The sequence below is a fragment of the Geodermatophilus sp. URMC 60 genome (assembly GCF_053502585.1).
The window spans coordinates 3,699,662-3,719,988 of record NZ_CP199958.1 but is presented as its reverse complement, the minus strand read 5'-3'; the positions used below and the strand labels follow the sequence as shown (position 1 = coordinate 3,719,988).

Here is a 20,327-nt window from a genome sequence, read left to right as displayed (position 1 = left end):
GCCGTTCCCTCCGGATGTGCGGGTGTTGCGGTCGTCAGAGCAGGGTGAGCCACTCGCGTGCCTCGTCGTCGGAGAGCGTCCGGCGGGCCAACCCCCGGCGGATCGCCGCGTTGGAGCCGGCGTTGAGCGCGGTGAGGTCCTCGTAGGCCGACCACCAGACGTGGCTGAGGGCCTGGTGGTTGCGCAGGTGGTCCTTGAACAGCTCCTCGTCCTTGGCGCCGCGCCAGAGGAGCAGGACGGTCCGGGGGTAGCCGAGGCCGTTGCTGAAGATGGCGTTCAGACCCCAGGCCACCTTGTCGATGAAGTCGTCCATGTAGCTCTCGAGGCTGCCGTCGTAGGCGCTGAGGAAGACCATCCGCTCGGGGGAGAGGTAGACCCACCGGGCGAAGTGGATGGTCTTGACCCCGGCGAGGCTGCCGCGGTTGAGCACGTGCCGGACGGAGTAGCTGATGGCGAAAAGGACCGTCCGGGTGAGGGCGGCCCGGAAGGGTCCGGGCTTGAGGAACCCCACGGCGGCGAACGGGTTGTGCGCGACGTGGTCCTCGCCGGCCCGGAGGCGCTCCACCGCGGCCGGGTCGGGTCGCTGCCGGTCGGGCACGTCCCGGAGCTCGTGGACGAGCAGTGCGACGGCCACGAACGGCAGTGCCAGGACGATGACCGGGAGCAGCGGCAGGAGGACCGCCGGGACCGCCACCAGGTGGCAGAGCTCCCTGGCCCGCCACCGCAGCGGAGGACGCCGCGCGGGTACGACCCCGACCCGGAGGTCCGGGTCGGTGAGCGCGTGCCGGCGCAGGACCGCGTGGATCTCCGCCGGCGAGCGGGTGACGAGACCGTCCCGGTGCTCGTCCAGGTACGCCTCCAGGCCCCTCCGCAGCCGAGCCTCGGCGAGCACCTGTGACACACCGCGTCCCACCGTGTTCACGTAGAAGGCGGCCTCGGGAACGCGGTGTGCCCGCAGCCACGCCGTCCGGCTGGCCGGATCCGGCCGCGTCGGGTAGTCGGTGCAGCAGGAGAACGCGCGGTCCAGGCCCGGACCGGAGACGTCGGCGAGCGCCTCCAGGTGGGCGTCAGCCGGGCCGTCGAGGTCGGCGGTGTAGAGCAAGCTGGGTTCCAGCCTCGTGCCGGACGGGCTCACGGCGCCGTCCAGCAGCATCAGCCGGGCGAAGTGCAGGCCGACGAGCCGGTCGAAGGCCAGCGCGTGCCGGTCCGGTCCGGCCAGGTCCGCCAGGGCGGTGGCGGCACGGTCGCGATGTTCGTGCGGCAACGGCGCGAGGACCGTCACAGCGGACTGCTCGGGCATGGCGGCCCCCTCATCAGCCGATGGACACCGCGTACGGGCCGACGGACGCGGCCGGGCGGCGGAGGTCGAGGTCCCCGTCCTCGCCGGGGAGCACCGTGGCGCCGTCGCTCCCGATGCCGGCTGCCGGCGGGGCTACTGCTGGCGGAGCGTGAACCAGCCGACCCGGCGCTTCCACAACCAGACGACGCCGAGGTACAGGCCGGGAGCCACGAGGCGGACCTCGTCGCGGACCATGCGCGCGACCATCGACGTCGTCGAGTAGTCGATGAGGACGCACTCCCCGCCGTCGACCCAGCTGCGGTCGTGGGAGAGCAGCGCGCGGATCGACCGCGTCCGCAGCGGCCCGATCAGGTTCTGCAGCGACGGGCCCGAGGCCTCGGTCTCCTTGCCCTGCCAGACCAGCAGACCGACCAGCCGGGCCAGGGGAGTGCAGAGGGGGGTCCCCGGGAACAGCAACCCCGTCCCGGGCAGGCGCCCGTGCGGGATGTCCCCCGCGGGACTGGACCGGAAGAGCAGGTCCAGTTCCCGGTTGTCCATGCGCTGCAGCGCCCGCTCGTCGAGGACGTCGTCCCGGACGGCGGGAGCGTGTCGGAACACCACAGGAGCCTCCAGCGGCAGAGGTGACGAGGTGCGGGGCGGCGACCTCCCCGCGACCGCGGCCCGTCCTCGGGATCGCCCTGACGGTCGCGACGGGGACGACGGACACCGGAGCGGGGGAGCCCCGCGACGGGGAGCAGCTGTGCATGACACCCCCTGGCGGGTCCGACCGACGTCAGGACCCAGGTTGCCGTTCCGGCGTCACCGGAACATCACCGGTCCATCGGGGCCGGCATCACGGCCCCCTCAGCGTCGACGGAGAGGACGGCGCCGACACCGCAGTGCACACCGAGGACGACGCCCTGGAGTCGACCCCGACCGCGCCACCGACCCCGACCGCGCCACCGACCCCGACCGCGCCACCGATCCCGACCGCGCCACCGATCCCGACCGCGCTCCGGACGTCCTGCGGATGGACGTCGCCGGCGTGGCCGGGGCGGTCGTCGAGCCGGAGGGGTCGCCGACCGCGGACCGGGCGGACGGCCGGCCCGCGGGGGACCGTGGTGCAGCACGCGCCCCGCAGCTCACCGGTCGTCAGGCCGGGACGGCACCCGTCGATAGGTCACCCGGTCGTCGCCTGCGGAGAGGGTGAGCAGCTCGCCCCTGAGGTCCGCCGAGTACGTGGACGCGCGGTCGTCCGCCGTCCGGATGCGCACCGAGCCGTCGTGCAGGACGTCGAACGACGCCTCGTCCCAGACCGGCCGGCGCACCCCGTCGCCGGTTGCGCGGTAGGTGCGATCCGGGAAGAACTCGATCTGCTGCGGAAAGGGGGTCGTCGACCCGCCGTCGTCGACCTTGCCCCACCGCCCGACCAGCTCGCCGAGGGTGACGCCGGTACCGCTCACGAGCAGAGTCTGTGCCATCCGGCGCCGTTCACCGTGGCCGTCCCGCCTCGTCCATCTGCCGACGAGCGGCCGCGGCGAGCTTCCGCAGCGATCCGGTGTCCGGCGCGTCGTCCGTCCCGGTCGCCTCCCCGTCCCGGATGGCCTCCTCGTGCAGCGCCCACGTGGCCTCGACGCGGTCGAGCGCCTCGACGGCGCGGCGTCGCTCCGCGGAGCTCACGACCACGTCGCCGTCGACGAGCCGCTCGAGCGCCCGGCGGTACGGCTCGCCGGTCGTCGCCCTGCTCCGCAGCGTGCGCTTCGCGTCGAGCCATGCGTAGTGGGGGCCCAGCGTCGGGTCCGACGCGGCCTGCTCGATCGCCGCGAAGCCGTTACCGACATCGGCGGTCGCGGCGATGGCCAGCAGCGTGTCGGGGGTCGACAGGATCCCGTACGCCGCCCGCTCCTGCCCGACCGATGCCGCCGCCGTGACGAGGAGGGTGGCCGAGCCGCTGAGCGCGCGCGGTGTGCCCCCGTCGTCCCACCGGACCTCCACGACGATGCGGTGCAGTCCGGCACTGGGGAGGAGGGCACCCTGCGGCCCGTGCGTGACGGTCGCCGAGGAGGACACCTGCTCTCCCGGCTCGAGCACGCGCAGGGGCTGGCTCTCGACGCACGGGACGAGCGGGAGGAACGTGCGGACCGTCCCGGCCGGGTCGATCACCTTCCCCCGCACGGTGCCTCCCCGCAGGCCGAGTGACGCGGGCACGAGCACCGGCGCCGTCGACTCGTTGACCAGTGCGAACTCGACGCGCGCCGGTGCGCCGAGCGGCAGCAGTTCCTCGACGGGACGCACCTCGAGCCGCAACCCCGCGGGCCGCTCGACCAGGTCGTCCGCGGCGATCGGTGCCACCGAGTAGTCCTCGCCGAACTGGATGCCGCCGGGGCGCACCCACACGTCCGGCATGTGACGGAGCCGCTTCTCGTCGTCCGGGTGGAACGCCCACCGGATGTTCTGCGGGAACGGGCGCCCCGCGTGCGCCCGTCGGGCGATCACGTCCGTCGTGTTCATGAAGCCGTTGTCCGACGCGTTGTGGTACAGCCCCATGGCGTGGCCGAGCTCGTGGACGGCGGTCCGGAAGTAGGTGGGCGGATCGTCACCGAACCGCGTGCCCCTGAGGGCTCCCCAGCTGGGCTCGTCCTGCTCGAACACCCAGTCGCAGGCGATCCCGACACCCTCCCGGGCCGTGCTGTTCAGGTCGACGGCGGAGCTGTCGTACATGATGCCCCGCTCGGTCTCGTCGAGGCGCCGCACGCACAGCAGGTGGTAACGCCACTCCACGTCGAGCAGCGCCTCCCGTCGGTCGCGGTACTCGAGCATGGCCGCGTGCATCTCGGCGTCGCCCCACGACTCACCGCTCGGCTCGGCGACCGTGTCGTCGCTCTCCACGACGGTCAGGTCCCAGCCCACCGGCTCGAACACCTGCCGCCAGCCGTACCCGTCCGAGCCGTTGGTCCTCGGCGCCACACCTCCGGGGACCCGGTCGACCTCCAGGGTGCAGCGGCGCAGGAAGGGGGAGACCCACCCGAGCGAGAGCGTCCCGGTCACCGAGCCCGCCGCGTTCTCGACGTCGCCGGTCAGGTAGTCGGCGCCGGACGGGTAGCCCGGTGGCGCGGTCGTCCACGACAGCTGGACCGTCGAGACGCCCTCGTTGGTCCACGCGGTGATCGCGGCGTTGAACCGGAACAGCTCGAACGTCAGGGTGAAGCTCTCCTGTGCGCCGGGGGAGTCGGACACCCTGGTCGCGCGCACGTAGTACCGGTAGTCGGCGCGGGGGAGGACCGGGATGCCGTCGGCCGGGTCCGGCTCGCCTGCGTCGTCCGCCGGGAGGCCTCTGGACACGTGCCGGAGGTACAGGTCGCCGCTGATGGTGAGGGTCGTCCCGACGCGCTGCACCCGGAGCGTCCCCAGGTAGTGGACCGCACCCGGGCGGGTCGGTGAGGTCTGGAGGGGTGTGTAGCGCAGGAAGTAGCAGCCACCCCGCAGCGTGCGGGTCGGCGTGACGGGTCCGCTGTCGCTCGTGTCGCCCAGCCCGGCGCGGTAGTCACGCGCCAGGAACGGGAGCCCGTCCGGCAGCGGGGGCGGCGGCCCCTGGGGGTCCGGCACGCGTCCGACGTCGACGGAGTAGGCGGCGGCGCCGCCGGCCAACGAGCGCGGGGAGGGAGCGGTCATGGCATCCACCTGGAACGGGAGGGAACCGCGCGGTCGATGCGCGGCACGGGCGGGTGGCGCTCGGCGTCGCCGGGTGGCCTGACGTCGGCGTCGGGGTCGGCCACGGGGCACGACTCCGGGGAGCAGCGAGCGGCCGCCGACGGCGGCGAGGAGCAGCGCGGGAACGGGGTCTCGCCACATCCGCGGGTGCCCCGCCCCCCACCAGGCGGCGACGGAGGCGCCGAGCACGAGCCCCGCGTGGTGGCCGACCATCGCGGCCTCGACCGGGACGCACAGCGGTGCGCAGCGACGCCACGCGACGGCGCGGCGACCGGTGCGGACGCCGACGTCAGGCCGGCCACGTCACGTCGGGACGGATCATCGTGGACCTCCGTCAGCGGCTCAGCGGGACGCCCCCTGCCGTCGTCCCGGTGTAGGGAGCCTGTCGGCGCAGCATCACCGCGGCGTCACTGCGGTGTCGTGTGCGGGCCGGTCCGGGCGGCTCCCGGGCCGGCTGACCCGCCGCTCCCGATCGCCCGTGATGCGCGCGTGACGGAGGAGTGATGGGCCGGCCGCGAACATTCCCTCCGTCGCCACGAGGTGTGCCTGGGACGGCCCTCTGGTGCCGGACGGTCGCACGTCACCCCCTCCGGCACGCCCGGGCCGAGATGGAGGAGAGTCATGGGGAAGCTGGTGATCGGGGACCGCGAGTTCGACAGCCAGGAGGCATTCGTCCGCGGTGGGCGTCGCTGCGGGACGCCGGAGCTCAACGAGTTCCAGAGGGAGCGCGTCCGCGCTCACCTCCGCACCGCCCGGGCGAACGGCATGGACGCCTCCGCCGTGACGCGCCTGGAGATCCCGGTGCACTTCCACGTGGTCCACGACGGTGCGGCGGGCGCCCTGACCGACCAGGAGCTGGAGGCCCAGCTCAACGTGCTCAACGACCGGTTCAAGCCGCACGACATCGTGTTCACCCGGGCGTCGGTGGACCGCACGGACGACCCGGTGTGGTTCCGGATGACGATGAACAGCCCGGCCGAGCGGAAGGCGAAGGCCGCGCTGGGCAAGGACCAGCACCGGGCGCTGAACTTCTACACCGCCGGCATCGGCGACACCTTGCTCGGATGGGCCACGTTCCCGACCGATTTCGCGGGCGACCCGGTCAGGGACGGCGTCGTGATCCTCTGCTCGACCCTCCCGGGAGGCTCGTCGAGCCCGTACGACCTCGGCCTGACCGCCGTCCACGAGGTCGGCCACTGGCTCGGCCTCTACCACACCTTCCAAGGTGGCTGCATGCCGCCGGGTGACGAGATCGCGGACACGCCCTTCGAGGCCAGCCCCAACTACGGGCCCGCCGACCCGACGCGCGACACGTGCCCGAACGACGGCGGGAACGACCCGACCACCAACTACATGGACTACACGGACGACGCCGGGATGACGGAGTTCTCCCCGGGTCAGGTCACCCGGATCAAGGAGCACGTCACGCTCTACCGGCCAGACCTGCTCGGCCCCGTCCTGGCCGATGCCGCGGACTCCGCGCGAGCCGGGATCGACTTCGAGACCGGCACCTTCTGACGGGACCGGGACGACATGGCCTACCGAGCCGGCGAGCTGCGGATCGACGACCCCGAGGCCGGCGAGCTGCGGGTGGCGGGCGACGGCTACGCCGCGGCCGGTGAGGTGGTGACCCTGCTCGTCAGCCCGGCCGTCCACCTCCTCCTCGGGATGTCCGAGGAGGAGGTGACCCGGGCGGCGCAGATCGAGCGGCGCTACCGCGAGGCCCTCAGGCAGCTCCATGCGGGGGGCGAGTGGCGCCCGCCGCACGTCGACCCCGCCGCGCGGTCGGCGCGGCAGGAGGTCGAGCGCGAGGTCGGTCGACTGCTCGGGGGCGAGCGCGCCGCCCGTCTGCGCCGACTGTCGTGGCGGGTCAGGGGTGGCGACGCGCTCCTGGACGAGGACGTGGCCGATGTCCTGCACCTCACGGGGGAGCAGCGCAGACTGCTGGCGACGGTGGCCGAGGAGAACGAGCGGGAGTACACCCGCGTGCTGGCCGAGGTCGGCGCGGTGCGGGGCCGCGGGGGGCAGCGCAGCGGCGACTCGTCCGGGCTCCGGGGCCGGGCGAGGGACGCGGACGACGCCGGGTCCGCACGGCTCCTGGAGCTGCTCACCCCGGAACAGCGGGAGCGCTTCACGCGAATGCAGGGAGGCGCCGGATGAGGACCGGCGTCCGTCTTCTCGTACGGAGGAGGATCCGATGGCGAGTCTGATCGCGAGGGTCACGTCCACAAGCACCCGGGCTCCGCTCGCCCGCCTGCTCACGAGCCCCCTCGGGCTGGACGTGTGGGAGGTGGGGGCGGACCACCTGGTCCTGCAGGCGGACGAGGCCCAGGCCGGCCGGCTGCAGGCAATGGGCTACGACGTCGAGCAGCTGCGGATGACCGAGCAGTACCTGTCGGCCTTCGCGACCGACGCGGCCGGGTACCACACGGTGGCGACCCTGGAGCAGGACCTGCGCCGTCTCGCCGAGGAGCACCCGGAGATCGCCGAGCTGCACGAGATCGGCCGCAGCGTCGAGAACCGGCCGCTGTGGGCGCTGCGCATCGGTGAGCGCCGCGGCAGCACCCGCAAGGTCGCGTTCCTCGGCTGCCACCACGCCCGGGAGTGGATCTCCGTGGAGGTCCCGTACCTGCTGGCCGAGCACCTGCTGCAGAACTCCGCGTCCGAGCCGGTGCAGGGCTGGCTGCAGCAGGGCGAGGTCTGGGTGGTTCCGATGGTGAACCCCGACGGGCACGAGTACACGCGCACCGAGAACCGGCTGTGGCGCAAGAACCGACGCCGGAACCGGGACGGCAGCATCGGCGTCGACCCCAACCGGAACTACGGCTACATGTGGGGCACGCTGGACGTGAACACCTCCAGCCACGTCCCCGCCGACGAGACGTACGTGGGCCCACGCGCCTTCTCCGAGCCGGAGGTGCGCGCGGTGCGCGACCTCGTCGCCCGCCAGCTGTTCGGCGGCGTCCTCACCTACCACAGCTACTCCCAGCTGCTCCTCTACCCGTGGGGCTACACCTCCGAGCCCGTCGAGGACGAGGCCGATCTGGGGGAGATGCGGGAGCTCGCGGAGGAGATGCACCAGTTGATCAAGGGCGTGCACGGGACGACGTACACCCCGCAACCGTCCTCGCAGCTGTACCCCACGGCGGGCGACACCGCCGACTGGACCTACGGTGAGTACGACGCCCCGACGTTGACCGTCGAACTCCGCCCGGCGTCCGCGCTCGACGGCGGGTTCGTCCTGCCGCCGGACCAGATCCAGCCCTGCTGGGAGGAGAACCGTCCCGCCGCGCTGCACTTCGTCGACCACGTCCTCGGCGGGCCGGCGCGCTGACGGACGGCGGGGACGGCGGGGGAGCGAGCTGCGGGAGGTCGACGTGCCCGGGAGCGAACAGACGTGGGTCGCGCGGATCACGCCTGCGGCCGGGCACAGCATCACGACCCTGCTCGGTCTGTCCCTCGGCCTCGACGTCTGGGAGCGCCAGGCCGACGCCCTCGTGGTCGCCGCGCCCGAGAGCCGGCTCCTCGAACTGGAGCGGCGGCGGCTCGCCCACGTCGAGCGCTGGGGTACGCCGACGGACTACCGGGCCCGGCGGCGCGGCCGGTCAGCGGACGCGCCGGACGACTCCTGAGCTCGCCGCCACCGCGTCGGTCACCGCTCCGCCGGCGTCCCGGCGGGTCCGCTGAGGACCGGAGCGTGGCCCTGCGTCGTCCCGAGGGCGGGGCAGTACCGGAAGCACAGGCCGGTGGGGCGGCCGTCGGCGTCCGGAGTCGCCAGGGCGTCCTGGGCCAGCAGCCGCAGCTCGAACATCAGGCCGAGGGCGGGCCGCAGGCCTCCGGGTGCACCGTCGAAGGTCAGCTGCAGAGCCTGCAGCAGCCTGGTGTAGCAGTCGGTGAACCGCTCGGCCGCGAACCGCGACCTGCTGCCGGGCCGGTGGGCCTCGAGGCCGGGGTCCGGCGGCATCGGCCACACGCCGTCCGGGTCGAACGGGACCGGGGCGCCCGTGTACGAGAAGCCCTGCGGCACCGACGGGTCCGCCACCAGCCGCCGCCCGTGCACGAGTTCGGCGAAGCGGTAGTAGTGGGCCGGCTCGCCCTCCCGGTCGAGCGGGCTGCTGCTCGTGCCCTCGCCCTCCTCCGCGACCAGCTCCAGGGCGGTCACGGCGGTGGCCACGTCGCGGATGGGGAAGAGCTGGTCCGGCGGGAACCAGGCGCGGTCGACCACCTGGCGCGCGGGGTCGCCCACGAACGCCGAGTCGCCCAGCTCCGTCAGCTTGTCGCGCAGCGCTGCGTAGAACTCCCCGATCGTGGCGAACCCCGGGTCTGCTGCACGGTCGGCCGACCCGCCCGGGAGGTGCAGCGGCAGCTCCGGCTCCTCGATGCGCAGAAAGACGTCGCGGACGAGGTCCGGCGAGTAGGGGGCCAGACCCACCACGACGGAGTGCCCGACGTTCATCGGCAGCACCGTCGGGTAGTCGGGGACGAACCCGGGTGCCGCGATCCGTGGCCGGCCCCCGAGGGCCAGCAGCAGGTTCGCCGCGATGGTCAGGTGCAGCATCTCCTCGACGGCCACGCCGCGGACGGCCGCCGCGATCTCCGCATTGGTCCCCGGCCGGAGCGTGTAGTACGCCGTGAGGTAGGGCGGGACGGTCGAGTGCTCGAGCTCGACCGCCAGCTGGACGAAGCGGTGCAGATCCGCCCGGCCGGCGGCATCCCGCACACCGGAGACCAGCGTCCTGTCGACGGCGAGCATCAGCCGTCCCTCCCGGCTGCCCGGAGCAGCTGCTCGAGGGCCTGCGGCAGGGCCACGGCCTTCCCGCCGATCTCGCCGATGTCCCCGGTGCCGCGCCCGTCGTCGGACGGCGGGGCAGCGGCGGAGTCCGACGCCGTCCGCGGTGCGGGCGCGGCGGGCGCCGCCGCGCCCGGACGCGGACCGTGCACGAGGCGGCGCTCGCCGTACCCGTTGCGGTCGCGCAGCCAGGCCAGCAGCATCTCCCGGCGGGCGTCGGACAGCTCCCTGGTGACGGGCATGTGGTTCGGGTCGTCGAGCGGCCGGGAGAAGGCCAGTTCGATGATCGCGGCGTGCTCGCGGACGGCGTCGTAGTCCCCGAGGTCGACCAGCCGCCGGCTCATGATCGGGTAGAGGTCGCCGTACTGGACGAGCACCGGCCGGACGTCGTCGACCCAGGTGGGGTGTGCCGGCGCCGCGTAGGCCTCCCGGACGTGCAGGACCACGACGTCGAAGCGGTGCTGCTGCTCGCTGGCCTGCCCGTCGAGGGAGTAGGTGATCACGTACACCTGGCCGTCCAGGTACCCCCGGGCACGTCCCGGGTCGTGCACCGTGAGCGGCAGCTCGGCGCGACCGTCGTCGTCGGTGACGATCGAGGGCGGCGCCTCGACGGCCTCCTGCGGGACGCCGATGTCGGGGATCGGCGCCGCCGGTGGGTCCGGGTCGTTGCCCGGACCGCCGCCCAGGCCCGACATCGGCGGTGCCAGCCGCGTCCGGATGGTCGCGGCGGCCAGCGGCCGGCCCCACCGGGCGGCGGAGAACCGGACCGTCGCAGGGACCGCCGCGTCGCTGCGGGCGTCGACGCGGAGGACCAGGTCGTCGGCCCGGGCGAGCAGCCCGCCGGTCGTCTCCCGGAGGAGGACCTGCGCCCCGTTCCCGACGGTGCTCACCAGCGCCAGCGGGCGGTCGGCGGCGAGCGCGGCGGCCGGTTCGTCGAGGGCCAGGTCCACGATGCCCGCCGTCCGGGACAGCCAGTCGGGCGAGCCGTGGTCGATCAGTCCCAGCACCAGCACGTCCGCGAGGGGCACGAGGTCGCCCTCGCGCACACCGGCGGCGCCGTCGGGCCGGTCCGGGGTCCGCAGCACCGCGAGGGCGAGCGGCCCGATGTCAGCTGTGGTGCCGAGAGGATCGGTGATCGGCAGGGCGTTGCCGAGGTCGAGGGTGACCAGCCCCGCCTCGGGGTCGACCACGGCGTCGGCGAAGGTGAGGTTCGCAGCGGTGACGCCGTCCTCGGCCGGTGCCAGCCGCCGGCCGAGGACGAACCGGTGGGGCTCCCCGCGGCGCGCGGGACCGAGGGCGCCCACCACCCGGCCGAGGGTGAACCGCGGGTCCCGCGGGTTGGTGGAGTAGCCGAACGTGGTCAGCCGGACGGCGAGCGTGCCGTCGTCCGAGGCGGCGAGCAGGTCGTCCAGGAACGGGGAACGTCCCGGCGGCAGGTGTGACCGCAGGCCCGTCAGGCGGGAGGTGTAGACGGCCGAGGCGGTCTGTCCGTTCGGGCCGGACGACTGGCGGCCGAAGTGGATGTCGCGGAAGGGCGCCGGCTCGAAGCTGCCCTCGAGGACCGTGCCGCCCCGGGCGTCGACGAGCCGGATCGTCAGACCCCAGATCTCCGACGCCATCTGCCACTGGGGGTCGAGGTCGACGAGCTTGCCGCTGACGGAGGACGGAGAGCCGCTGACGGAACAGGTGGCGACCGGGTCCTCGTCCCCCGGAGCGCCGGTGCGGCGGGAGGCGACGGAGCGGACGGCGCACCCGATCAGCCGGAAGGCCCCGCTGCCCGACGGGTTCCACCAGCCGTTCCGCGTGGCACCGGACGCCGGCTGCTGGAAGCGGGGCTCGAACGTGGCTGTGTCGTAGTGGCGGACGTCGTTGTTCACCGTGGAGACGTCGGCCTGGAAGTCGCCCGAGAAGACGAGGCGGGGCAGGTGGAGGGCGCTCATCGACGTGGCCGGGGAGCGGTTGCGCCCCGGCGGGGCTCGCGGACCGCGACCCGCGACGGCAGACGGAGGACGTCGCCTCCGGGGCCTGCGAGGGTGGCCCGCCCCAGGCCCTCGGACGCCGCCTCCATGATCCCCACGACCTCCTCCACGACGCGGACGTCGACCTCCTCGCCCCTCGCGGGAGGCGTCCGGAGCGCGGCCTCCGCCCGCACGACCGTCGTGGCAGGGGACCTCGGGCGACCGCCCCGTGGCCAGGGCCTGCGCCGCACGCTAGGGCGACGCCGTCACCCGTGCGTCACGGTTCCGTCATCCGCGCCACGAGACCGTCCCGGCGGGTGCATCATGCCCGGCGTGAGGCTCCGCCCGGCTCCACCGCTCCGGCTCGCCCGGGTGCCCGGGGCCGAGCGGGACCCGTCCGCGGTCGCCGGCCCGGCCACGGGACCCGACGCGACTGCTAGGCGCCCCAGGGGTGGCTACCTGCTGGTCACGGCCGTCCTGGCGGGGACCGCACTGCTCCTGTTCGGCCTCGTGGAGTGGGCGGCGCTCCCGGTCCTCACCGATCCCGTCCCCGGGATGCGCCGGGCAGGCGCCTGGGGGGCCCTGATCGGCGTGGGCTTGCTGACCGGCGACGTCCTGCTGCCCGTTCCGTCCAGCCTGGTGATGATCGCGCACGGCGCGATCTTCGGCGTCCTCCCGGGAGCGGTGCTGTCGATGCTGGGAGGGGCGGGTGCCACCCTGGTGGGCTTCGTGCTGGGCCGGCGGGGCCGGGGTGCGGTGGCGCGGGTGACCACGTCGTCGCAACGCCGGCGCGCCGATCGCCTGCTCACCCGGTGGGGCGTTCTCGCGGTGGTGGTCTCCCGCCCCGTCCCCGTCCTCGCCGAGACGGTCGCCGTCCTCGCCGGCACCTCGACGATGCGCTGGTACGTGGCGACGGGCGCCGGCGTCCTGGGCTCCGTCGCGCCCGCCTTCCTGTACGCGGCTGCCGGGGCGCGCGGGGGCGGCGCGGTGGGGGCGCTGCTGCTGTTCGGGCTCGTCCTCGCGGTCGGGGCCCTGCTCGCCCTGACGCGCTCCACGGTGTGGCGGCGCCCGGGCCGCTCTGCGGGCCGAGGGAGGTGCAGGCGGTAGGCGTCACGACACCGCAGCACGCTCCCGGCCGGTGCCATGGGCGACCTCACCCCGAGGACGACGTCCTCGCCTCACCCCGCGGAGTGCGGTGGTGGTCGGGCCATCCACCGCGCACCCGGTCCAGGACGGTGTGCGCCTGCTGGTCGACCAGGCGGGTGAACAGCTGCTGGCCGTACCCGAACACGAGCGCCCACGCGAGGATCTGCGCGGAGGAGTCCAGGGCGGTCAAGCCCGGGATGAACTGGCCGCGCATGAGCAGCAGCCCCAGCACCGCCGTCAGCGCCCCGGTGGGCAGCTTGAGCACCGCCAGTGCGACGGGGAGGCCGTGCGGCTCGGAGGACCCGTGGATGCCGCGGATCGCCGCAGCCGCCGCCACCGCCGCAGCGGCCAGTCCGACCACCTCGACGACGAGCACGTCCGCCGGCCGGGCGGTGTCACGGACGACGTCGTCCACGTCGCGGGAGCCCGGCACCGCCCCCGGCCCGGTGACGAGCTCCTGCGACTGGGCCGTGGGGCAGACCACCACGGTCTCCCCGCCCCGCTCCGGCTGGAAGCACAGGGGGATGGCGGTCCGGGCGACGAAGCCGGCCACGGCCAGGGCGATGACGAGCAGGGTCAGGAGGGCGGTCGTGACGAGCAGGACGTTCCGGAAGCTGCGGATCTGGAGCTGCTGGCGGAGCGCGGCCGAGCCGGCGGCGCGGTAGGCCGTCGCGATGGTCGGGCGCTCGCGCTCGACGAGGCCGTTGACGTCCCTCACGGTCGGCGTGGTGGTCTCGTCCGGGAGCGGCCGGGACGAGTCGGCTATCCCCACCTGCCGGGCGATGTGCTCCAGGTGGCGCCGCCGGACGTCCGTGGGCGCCAGGTGCCGCTCCACGTCGTTGAGCACCCCGGGGAGCCGGCCCAGGACGTAGTCGGCCGGAGCGACGTCGAGCAGGAGGGCCTCGGCCGCGTCCAGGTTGCTCGTCGCGCGCTCGAGGAGTGCCTGGTCCCGGAGCCGGAAACGCGGCAGGAGCGCGGTCTCCTCCGCCGCCCGGAGGTGGATGCCGACGGCCGCGAACAGCACGTCCGACTTGTCGTGCTCCGTGTTCTGCCGGAGCCAGTTGCACAGCGACTCGATCTCCTTGGCGCGGGTCCACGTGCCCTCCCGCCAGGGGGGGTGGACCGGTCCGCGAGCGCGAGTGGCTCCCGCACTGGCTGTGCTCCCGGGTCCGGCCGCTCCGTCGTCCACCCCGGCCTCCGCCCCCGGCCACGCCGGACGCTCACCCGTCCGGCCGGGGAGGACGATGCCGCCTCTGCCGTCACGGGAACGTCACCACCGTGGAGGAACGGAGGACAGCGGCCGATCGGGGGTGCCGCCGACGTGACCGGACCGGAGCAGAACCGCGGCTCGGACGGCGGCACGGTCGATCCCCGGGGGTCCCTCACCGCTCCGGGCGGGGGAGGAGTCCGTCCGGGCCGCCTGCGCCCTCACCGGACGCGGGCTCGACCGCGAGGAGCAGGACCGCTACGTGGGGGGCCGGGGGTACGCGGACACCTGCGTCGCCCGAGCGTCCGGCCGCCGGGGCAGGAACGGCCGGAAGCGAGCCGCCAGGCGTTCGAGGAGCTCGGGCGGATCGCCCAGGCGGCCGTAGAGGTCGAACTGGTCGAGGACCGCACGGACCTGGTCCGGCGTGGGGCGGAGCACGGCGGCCCGGAGGTAGGCGTCCTCCACCGTGCCGGGGTCCGGTTCACCGTGGACCAGGTGCCGGGTCAGGGCGAGCTCCGCGGTGGTGACCCGGGGCCAGAAGGGGTCGCCCGCCGTTGCGGTCGCCCGCTCCGCGAAGAACTCGACGACAGGTGCCAGGCGCTGCGCCCGAACCAGCAGGTCGGGGGAGCCGCTCAGGTGCTGGGCCACGAGCCGGAGGGTCGCGACGGCGTTCGACCCGGTGTAGTAGTCCGACGGCGCCGCGGCGAAGCCCCTCTCGTACAGCTCGGCGGACGCGCGGATGTGGACCGCGGCGAGGCTCCGGTCGCCGGCGGTCAGGGCGCGCAGCCCCCGGCGCTTCTGCAGGCCTGCGGCGATCCCGCACGACTCGGGGTCGTCGCCGAGCCGCAGCAACCGGTCGAGGAGGTCTTGTGCCTCGGTCCACGCCGGCTCGGGGTCCCGGCCGCCGGCCAGGTCCGCCTCGCCACGTCGGCGCAGCGCCAGGGCCAGCTGCTGCACCCACAGCACGAACGACCCGTGGCCCCGCCCGAGGTCCAGTCCGCGCAGCGCGTCGACCGCCTCCTCGTACCGGCCGAGCTCGCGCAGCGCGGCGCCGACGCGCAGCAGCAGCTGGCGCCGCTGGTCCTCGTCGATCTCCGCCGCGCGGACGTCCCCGAGCAGCGTCGTCAGTCGTGCGACGTCGCGCCCCGTGACCGCTCCCGTCACCTGCTGGTGGAGCTCGAGACTGCGGGACACGCCGGTCTCCGCGTCCCCCCGGACCCGGAGACGCTGCCGCTGTACCTGGAAGAACTCGAACACCGGACTGTCCCGGCGGGCGTGCTCCAGGCGCTCGGGGTCGAGCACGGCCCTCAGCGTCTGCACGACCGCCGCCGCGGAGCTCTCGTCGATCACACCGTCGGCCAGCCGGTACGTGAAGTGCCGGATCGGTCGTACGTCGAACGGAGGCGGGTCCCCCGCGGGACCGAGGAGCACCGTGGTCCGGTCCGCGAGGCAGTGGCGCAGCCCCAGCTCGTAGAAGACGTTCGGGTTCCGGGTGACGGTGTCGACGACGACGACGTCGGCGTTGCCCAGGCGCTCGATCATCCCGACGTGGATCATCCCGGTGTCGACCTGCGCGTCGGCCCGTTCCCAGCGCAGGTCGGCGTCCTCGAGCGCCGGCACGACGAGGGTGCCGAAGACGCGGTCGCAGTCCACCGACCCCGTCCCGTGCGGCTTCACCCCGAACGGCATGGCCACGAAGGCCGAGCGCTGGTCTCCCGGCCGCACGCCGGGGTCCAGGTCGATCCACGGGAGCCCCTGTTCCTGGGCGCGCTCGACGAAGTCGTCCGTGACACTCCGCGGGCCCTGCCGGTCCCGGGGGCGCAGCGCCACGGCCAGCGCCTCGCCGTCGCCGCGCAGCCCCCGGGCGTGGTCGAGGAGAGCCTGGTTGCCCTGGCGGAACCCCGCGGCGGTGCCGGGCAGGTCGTGCTCGACGAGGGCGCATCCGGCTGCGCCGCCGGTCACGGTGTCCAGGACCCGGTCGTAGGCCTCCGCCCAGTCGCCGCCCCGGTCGGCGACCGAGCGCTCGCGGAAGGTCTCCCGGGCGAAGGGCAGGACCACGTGCACGGCGACGCCGAGCCGGAGCGCCTCCTGCAGCACGAGCAGGTCGGAGCCGGCGGCGGCTGCGCTCACCACGACGTCCGGCCGGAGGTGCGCCAGCAGCCGGCCGAGCCGGTACCGCACGTACGGCACCTGCTCGGCGGGGAAGCGGCCGGGGGACCCGTCGCCGTCCGTGTCGACGCGGTTGCCGGCGTGGACGAGGAGCACGTGCCGACCTCCCACCCGTCGACGAGCACGTCGTGCCGGCACCCACCTGGCGAGCCGGCACGGCCGAGCGTGACGTGATGGCGGCGGGCTGTACAGGTCTTCCCGTGAGCCCGTATCTGCCCCGGGGGGTGGCTCCTCAGGAGACTCGTGGACGAGATCCGAGCGATCCGCGGAGGAGCCGTGGGACACACCGCAGCCGTCCTCGACGCGTGGGACCGGCACCGCCGGTGGTCGGTCGCGGCCGACGTGGCCCGGCGCCGCATCGAACGCCGCAGGCTCCTCGTCCTCGTGCTCCTCGTCGTCGGGGCCGTGGCCGGCGCCGCAGGCAGCCAGACCGGCTGGTCCCGGCCCGTCACCGGTTCCGCGGCGGGGGTGGCGAGCCTGGCGTTGGCCGTGGCCGGGCTGGTGCAGCAGCGGTACCTGAACGCGACCGAGGTCGGGCGCTGGCCGACGGCGCGTGCCGCGTCCGAGACGCTCAAGGCCGAGGTCGTCCGCTACCTGGCGGGGGTCGCACCCTACGAGGACGGGCGAACGCGCGACGTCGTCCTCAACGAGCAGGTGGACCGTGTGCAGGAGCGGGGGACCAGGGCTCCGTCCGGCCTCGCCGACTTCCACCTGGCGCAGCCCGACGGGGAGGGGCTGCCGGACATCGACGGCTTCGAGGCGTACCGCGCCGAGCGGGCGAGGGGCCAGGCGGAGTGGCACCGGCGCAAGATCCGGGAGCACGCCGGGCGCGCGGCCCTGCTCCGCCGCGCCGAGGTGGCCGCGTCGCTGGTCGGGGCAGCCCTCGGAGCTGTGGCCGCCGGGACCGGGACCTCGGGTCTCGCCGGCTGGGTGGGGGCGGCCGCGACGGTCGCCGCGACGCTCGCCGCCCACCGGGCGGCCACGAACCACGAGCGCATCGCCGGCAGCTATGCCGTGACCGCCGACGTCCTCGACCGCTTCCTGGCCCGGCTCCCCGTGTCACCGGACCGTGCCACGCAGGCGCGGTTCGTCGCGGAGGTCGAGGCGCGACTGGCCGCCCAGAACGACAGCTGGCTGGAGCTCTTCCCGCGCGCCTGACCGAGCTCCCGATCCGGGGGAGCACCGGATGAGGTTGTGCCCGAGGGGCACCGTCCGCGGTCAGCTGGTCAGGAGGTGGTCCTCCAGCCAGGCGTTGCGGAACGCGCCGCGCGGGTCGAGCCGCTCCACCAGGCTGAGGAAGTCGGCGTGCCGGTCGTACAGCGGGGCGATCGCGGCGGCATCGGCCCGGAAGACCTTCCCCCAGTGCGGGCGCGCCGCGAACGGCGACAGGGCGCGCTCGAGGTCGACGAGCACGTCCTCCACGGCGGCCGGAGCGGGCTTCCAGGTGAAGTGGAGGGCGACGCTCGCCCGGTCGTAGGCGGTGCTCATCCACAGCCGGTCTGCGGCGACCGTGCGGATCTCGCACGCCAGCAGGAGCGGCCGGATCCGCCGGGCGAGGGAGCGCACCGCCTGGAGCGCGGCGACGGCGGAGTCGGAGGGGACCAGGTACTCCGACTGGAGCTCGTCGCCCGCGCTCGGGGTGAAGCCCATCCGGAAGTGCGGTAGGCGGTCCGACCACAGCCCGGGCCTGCCCAGCTGCGGGGTGCACGGGGTCGGGTCCAGGCCGATGACCGGGTTCCGGTCCACGACCGCGGGGACGGCGCCGAAGAGGTCGCCGCCCGGGGCGGCGCCCTGATCCGTGCGGCTCTTGACCCAGACCATCTCCACGTCGTCGCCCAGGAGGGTGAACAGGCTGACGCTGTAGCCGCAGCCGGTGATCTCGCCGAAGTGCTCGTCGAGCGCATCCCACGCCAGCCCCTCGAACACCCGCTGCTCGACCTCGAACGCGGACTCGATGTCGAGCGTGAGCCGGGTGACCACACCCAGCGCTCCCAGGCCGACGACCATCCCGTCGAAGTCCGCATCGCCTCTCGACACCCGGACGACCTCGCCGCCGGAGGTCACGACCTCCATCGCTTCGACGGCCGTCGCGAGGTTGCCGTTCAGCACGCCTGAGCCGTGGGTGGCCGTCGCCACGGCGCCCGCGACGGAGATGTGGGGGAGTGAGGCGAGGTTGTGCAGGGCGGCCCCCGCGTCGCGCAGGACCTCCACCAGCTCGCCGTACCTGACCCCTCCTCCGAGCGAGACGGTGCCGGCCTCGAGATCGACGTCGATCCCCGCCAGTGGGGTCGCCGCGGTGTGCACGGCCTCCAGCGAGACGAGTTCCGCCGAGTCGGCGATGCCGGTGAAGGAGTGCCGCGAGCCCAGGACGCGGATGCGCGGGGCGGTGGCGACGATCTCCTGCACCTGCTCCAGGGTCGTCGGCCGGTGCAGCCGCTCGGCCCGGTAGGTGTGGTTGCCGGCCCAGTTGGTCTCCGCGGTCACGGCGAGACGCTACAGACGGTCTGGTCTGCAGGGCCCACGCAGCCTGAGGGGCGGCGTGCCGAGGACGGGGCCGGCCCGGCTCCGCCCGGGAGACGAGACCGTGACCGCGCCGCCGCGGGGTCAGGCGGAGTTCGTCGCGACCGGCTCCTCGTCGGGCCGGCTCGCACCGGACGCGGATCCTGCTTGCGGGGTCGTGGACCTGAGGACGACGGGCAGGGACTCGTGGCCACGCAGGATGACCGTGCCGCGGCGGCGCCCGGCACCCGCGGGGCCGAGGTCGGGGAAACGCTCGAACAGCGCCTGCAGCGCGACCTCGCCCTCCATCCGCGCGAGCGCGGCGCCGAGGCAGAAGTGGATGCCGCTGGAGAACGCGACGTGGTCGCGGGCGTTGGGACGGGTGACGTCGAAGACGTGCGGGTCGGGAAACACCCGAGGGTCCCGGTTGGCCGCGGCGAGCAGCAGGATCAGCCACTCGCCCTCGGCGACGGGGACGCCGTGGACGGTTGTGTGCCGCCTGGCCCGGCGTCCGGTCCGCTGCACGGGCGGGTCGACGCGGAGGACCTCGTCGACCGCGTTCGGCCACAGCGACGGGTCCTCGGCCAGCAGCCGGCGCTGGTCGGGGTGGGCGAGCAGCAGCGCGGCGCCGTTGCCGATGAGGTTGACGGTGGTCTCGAACCCGGCGCCGACCACCAGCGCGGCCGTGGCCCGCAGCTCGGTCTCGGTGAGGCCGCCACCGTCGTCGTCGACCATGGTGACCAGGCTGGACAGCAGGTCCGGGCCCGGATCCCGGCGCAGCCGACGCAGGTGCTCGCGCCACCAGGTGTCGAGCTCGGCGAGGGTGCGCTCGACGTCGCGGTGGGTGGCCCAGTCCAGGCCCAGGTCCAGGACCGGCGCGGCGCGGTCGCCCCAGGCGAGGAACTGCTCGCGCATCGCCACCGGGACGCCCAGCATCTCGGAGATGACCGTGACCGGCAGCAGGCTGGCGTAGCGGGCGGCGAGGTCCACCTGCCCGTCGTGCGCCGCGGCCTCGCGCTCGAGGTCGTCGAGGAGCTCGTCGGCGATCTGGCGGGTGCGCTCGCGCAGCCCGGCGACGGCGCGGGCGCTGAAGGCCCGGCTGACCAGCCGGCGGTAGCGGGTGTGCTCGGGCGGGTCGACGGCGACCATCGACGGCGGGTCGATGGGGCTCACCCCCGGCCGGTCGCCGGCCAGCCGCAGCGCCAGCCGGAACGCCGCCGGAAGCCGGTCGGTCCGGTGGGCACCGATCTGCCCGAAGTCCTCGCTGCGCAGGACGTCGGTGCACACGTCGTGGTGCACGCTGATGCGCGCCAGGGCCCCGTCGGCGAAGGGGGCCGCCGTCCGCAGCCGTTCGTAGTGCGCGTACGGGTCCGCGCGGAGGGCCGGATCGGTCATGACCCGGGCGTCCGGGTTGCCCGCGCGGGCGCGTGCCCGGATCGCCACCCGCATCGCTCCGTGGGTGGCGGCCCAGCGGACCGCACTGCGCGCCAGTTCGTCCATCGCCCTCGTCCGTCCCCTCCGCGGCCCGGTCCCGTCCGCGGCCGGCGTGCCTCATCCTCGGGGACGCAG

16 protein-coding genes are annotated in these 20,327 nt (G+C 74.5%); 6 read left to right on the top strand and 10 right to left on the bottom strand.

Translation table 11 applies throughout. From position 1 onward, the window contains the following. Nucleotides 1–34: 34 nt before the first annotated feature. The 4 genes from ACWIX3_RS17645 to ACWIX3_RS17630 form a co-directional block, all read right to left on the bottom strand. Nucleotides 35–1,300 carry a hypothetical protein gene (locus tag ACWIX3_RS17645; RefSeq protein WP_448608640.1) on the bottom strand — a complete coding sequence of 422 codons (1,266 nt, stop codon included), beginning with the start codon at nucleotides 1,298–1,300 and terminating at the stop codon, nucleotides 35–37. Between the two features lie 132 nt (nucleotides 1,301–1,432). Next, nucleotides 1,433–1,897 (bottom strand): hypothetical protein, encoded by a 465-nt coding sequence (locus ACWIX3_RS17640; protein ID WP_448608639.1) that lies wholly within the window; start codon nucleotides 1,895–1,897, stop codon nucleotides 1,433–1,435. A 524-nt stretch (nucleotides 1,898–2,421) separates the two neighbouring features. Further along, nucleotides 2,422–2,742, bottom strand: coding sequence for a hypothetical protein (locus ACWIX3_RS17635; RefSeq protein ID WP_448608638.1), 321 nt, complete (start codon nucleotides 2,740–2,742; stop codon nucleotides 2,422–2,424). A gap of 28 nt (nucleotides 2,743–2,770) precedes the next feature. Next, entirely contained in the window at nucleotides 2,771–4,951 is a 2,181-nt protein-coding gene (locus ACWIX3_RS17630; protein WP_448608637.1) for a hypothetical protein, read from the bottom strand. 660 nt (nucleotides 4,952–5,611) lie between these two features. Here ACWIX3_RS17630 and ACWIX3_RS17625 point away from each other — a divergent pair. The 4 genes from ACWIX3_RS17625 to ACWIX3_RS17610 are packed head-to-tail and all read left to right on the top strand — an operon-like array spanning nucleotide 5,612 to nucleotide 8,622. Continuing rightward, nucleotides 5,612–6,508, top strand: coding sequence for a zinc metalloprotease (locus tag ACWIX3_RS17625; RefSeq protein WP_448608636.1), 897 nt, complete (start codon nucleotides 5,612–5,614; stop codon nucleotides 6,506–6,508). 15 nt (nucleotides 6,509–6,523) lie between these two features. Further along, nucleotides 6,524–7,150 (top strand): hypothetical protein, encoded by a 627-nt coding sequence (locus ACWIX3_RS17620; RefSeq protein ID WP_448608635.1) that lies wholly within the window; start codon nucleotides 6,524–6,526, stop codon nucleotides 7,148–7,150. Between the two features lie 37 nt (nucleotides 7,151–7,187). Next, a complete protein-coding gene (locus tag ACWIX3_RS17615; protein WP_448608634.1) occupies nucleotides 7,188–8,324 on the top strand; it encodes a M14 family metallopeptidase in 1,137 nt (378 codons plus the stop codon). A 43-nt stretch (nucleotides 8,325–8,367) separates the two neighbouring features. Beyond that, nucleotides 8,368–8,622, top strand: coding sequence for a hypothetical protein (locus ACWIX3_RS17610; protein WP_448608633.1), 255 nt, complete (start codon nucleotides 8,368–8,370; stop codon nucleotides 8,620–8,622). A gap of 20 nt (nucleotides 8,623–8,642) precedes the next feature. Here ACWIX3_RS17610 and ACWIX3_RS17605 read toward each other — a convergent pair whose 3' ends face one another. Together ACWIX3_RS17605 and ACWIX3_RS17600 are read right to left on the bottom strand one after the other, a co-directional pair. Beyond that, nucleotides 8,643–9,743, bottom strand: coding sequence for a ferritin-like domain-containing protein (locus ACWIX3_RS17605; RefSeq protein ID WP_448608632.1), 1,101 nt, complete (start codon nucleotides 9,741–9,743; stop codon nucleotides 8,643–8,645). Next, complete coding sequence (locus ACWIX3_RS17600) at nucleotides 9,743–11,719, bottom strand: hypothetical protein (protein ID WP_448608631.1); 1,977 nt, start codon at nucleotides 11,717–11,719, stop codon at nucleotides 9,743–9,745. Before ACWIX3_RS17600 ends, ACWIX3_RS17605 begins: the two co-directional genes overlap by 1 nt. A 573-nt stretch (nucleotides 11,720–12,292) precedes the next feature. Here ACWIX3_RS17600 and ACWIX3_RS17595 point away from each other — a divergent pair. Further along, nucleotides 12,293–12,844 (top strand): TVP38/TMEM64 family protein, encoded by a 552-nt coding sequence (locus ACWIX3_RS17595; protein WP_448608630.1) that lies wholly within the window; start codon nucleotides 12,293–12,295, stop codon nucleotides 12,842–12,844. 46 nt (nucleotides 12,845–12,890) lie between these two features. On the opposite strand, the gene ACWIX3_RS17590 is transcribed toward ACWIX3_RS17595, so the two are convergent. Both ACWIX3_RS17590 and ACWIX3_RS17585 read right to left on the bottom strand, forming a co-directional pair. Next, nucleotides 12,891–14,072: a hypothetical protein gene (locus ACWIX3_RS17590; RefSeq protein WP_448608629.1), complete on the bottom strand. Its 1,182-nt coding sequence runs from the start codon at nucleotides 14,070–14,072 to the stop codon at nucleotides 12,891–12,893. A 276-nt stretch (nucleotides 14,073–14,348) separates the two neighbouring features. Continuing rightward, nucleotides 14,349–16,355 carry a tetratricopeptide repeat-containing protein gene (locus ACWIX3_RS17585; protein ID WP_448608628.1) on the bottom strand — a complete coding sequence of 669 codons (2,007 nt, stop codon included), beginning with the start codon at nucleotides 16,353–16,355 and terminating at the stop codon, nucleotides 14,349–14,351. Nucleotides 16,356–16,535: 180 nt separating this feature from the next. Between ACWIX3_RS17585 and ACWIX3_RS17580 the strand changes: the two genes are divergently transcribed. Continuing rightward, nucleotides 16,536–17,417, top strand: a complete 882-nt coding sequence (locus ACWIX3_RS17580; RefSeq protein WP_448608627.1) for a DUF4231 domain-containing protein — start codon at nucleotides 16,536–16,538, stop codon at nucleotides 17,415–17,417. A 60-nt stretch (nucleotides 17,418–17,477) separates the two neighbouring features. Here the strand turns inward: ACWIX3_RS17580 and ACWIX3_RS17575 are convergent, their stop codons facing one another. Further along, entirely contained in the window at nucleotides 17,478–18,743 is a 1,266-nt protein-coding gene (locus ACWIX3_RS17575) for a D-arabinono-1,4-lactone oxidase (RefSeq protein ID WP_448608626.1), read from the bottom strand. 120 nt (nucleotides 18,744–18,863) lie between these two features. Then, a complete protein-coding gene (locus ACWIX3_RS17570) occupies nucleotides 18,864–20,258 on the bottom strand; it encodes a cytochrome P450 (RefSeq protein ID WP_448608625.1) in 1,395 nt (464 codons plus the stop codon). Nucleotides 20,259–20,327 lie beyond the last annotated feature (69 nt).

Bases quoted from the DNA above. Each gene is read 5' to 3' on its own strand.
- ACWIX3_RS17645 (WP_448608640.1), bottom strand. From the start codon at position 1,300: ATGCCCGAGCAGTCCGCTGTGACGGTCCTCGCGCCGTTGCCGCACGAA.
- ACWIX3_RS17630 (WP_448608637.1), bottom strand. From the start codon at position 4,951: ATGACCGCTCCCTCCCCGCGCTCGTTGGCCGGCGGCGCCGCCGCCTAC.
- ACWIX3_RS17625 (WP_448608636.1), top strand. From the start codon at position 5,612: ATGGGGAAGCTGGTGATCGGGGACCGCGAGTTCGACAGCCAGGAGGCA.
- ACWIX3_RS17620 (WP_448608635.1), top strand. From the start codon at position 6,524: ATGGCCTACCGAGCCGGCGAGCTGCGGATCGACGACCCCGAGGCCGGC.
- ACWIX3_RS17615 (WP_448608634.1), top strand. From the start codon at position 7,188: ATGGCGAGTCTGATCGCGAGGGTCACGTCCACAAGCACCCGGGCTCCG.
- ACWIX3_RS17605 (WP_448608632.1), bottom strand. From the start codon at position 9,743: ATGCTCGCCGTCGACAGGACGCTGGTCTCCGGTGTGCGGGATGCCGCC.
- ACWIX3_RS17600 (WP_448608631.1), bottom strand. From the start codon at position 11,719: ATGAGCGCCCTCCACCTGCCCCGCCTCGTCTTCTCGGGCGACTTCCAG.
- ACWIX3_RS17595 (WP_448608630.1), top strand. From the start codon at position 12,293: ATGCGCCGGGCAGGCGCCTGGGGGGCCCTGATCGGCGTGGGCTTGCTG.
- ACWIX3_RS17570 (WP_448608625.1), bottom strand. From the start codon at position 20,258: ATGGACGAACTGGCGCGCAGTGCGGTCCGCTGGGCCGCCACCCACGGA.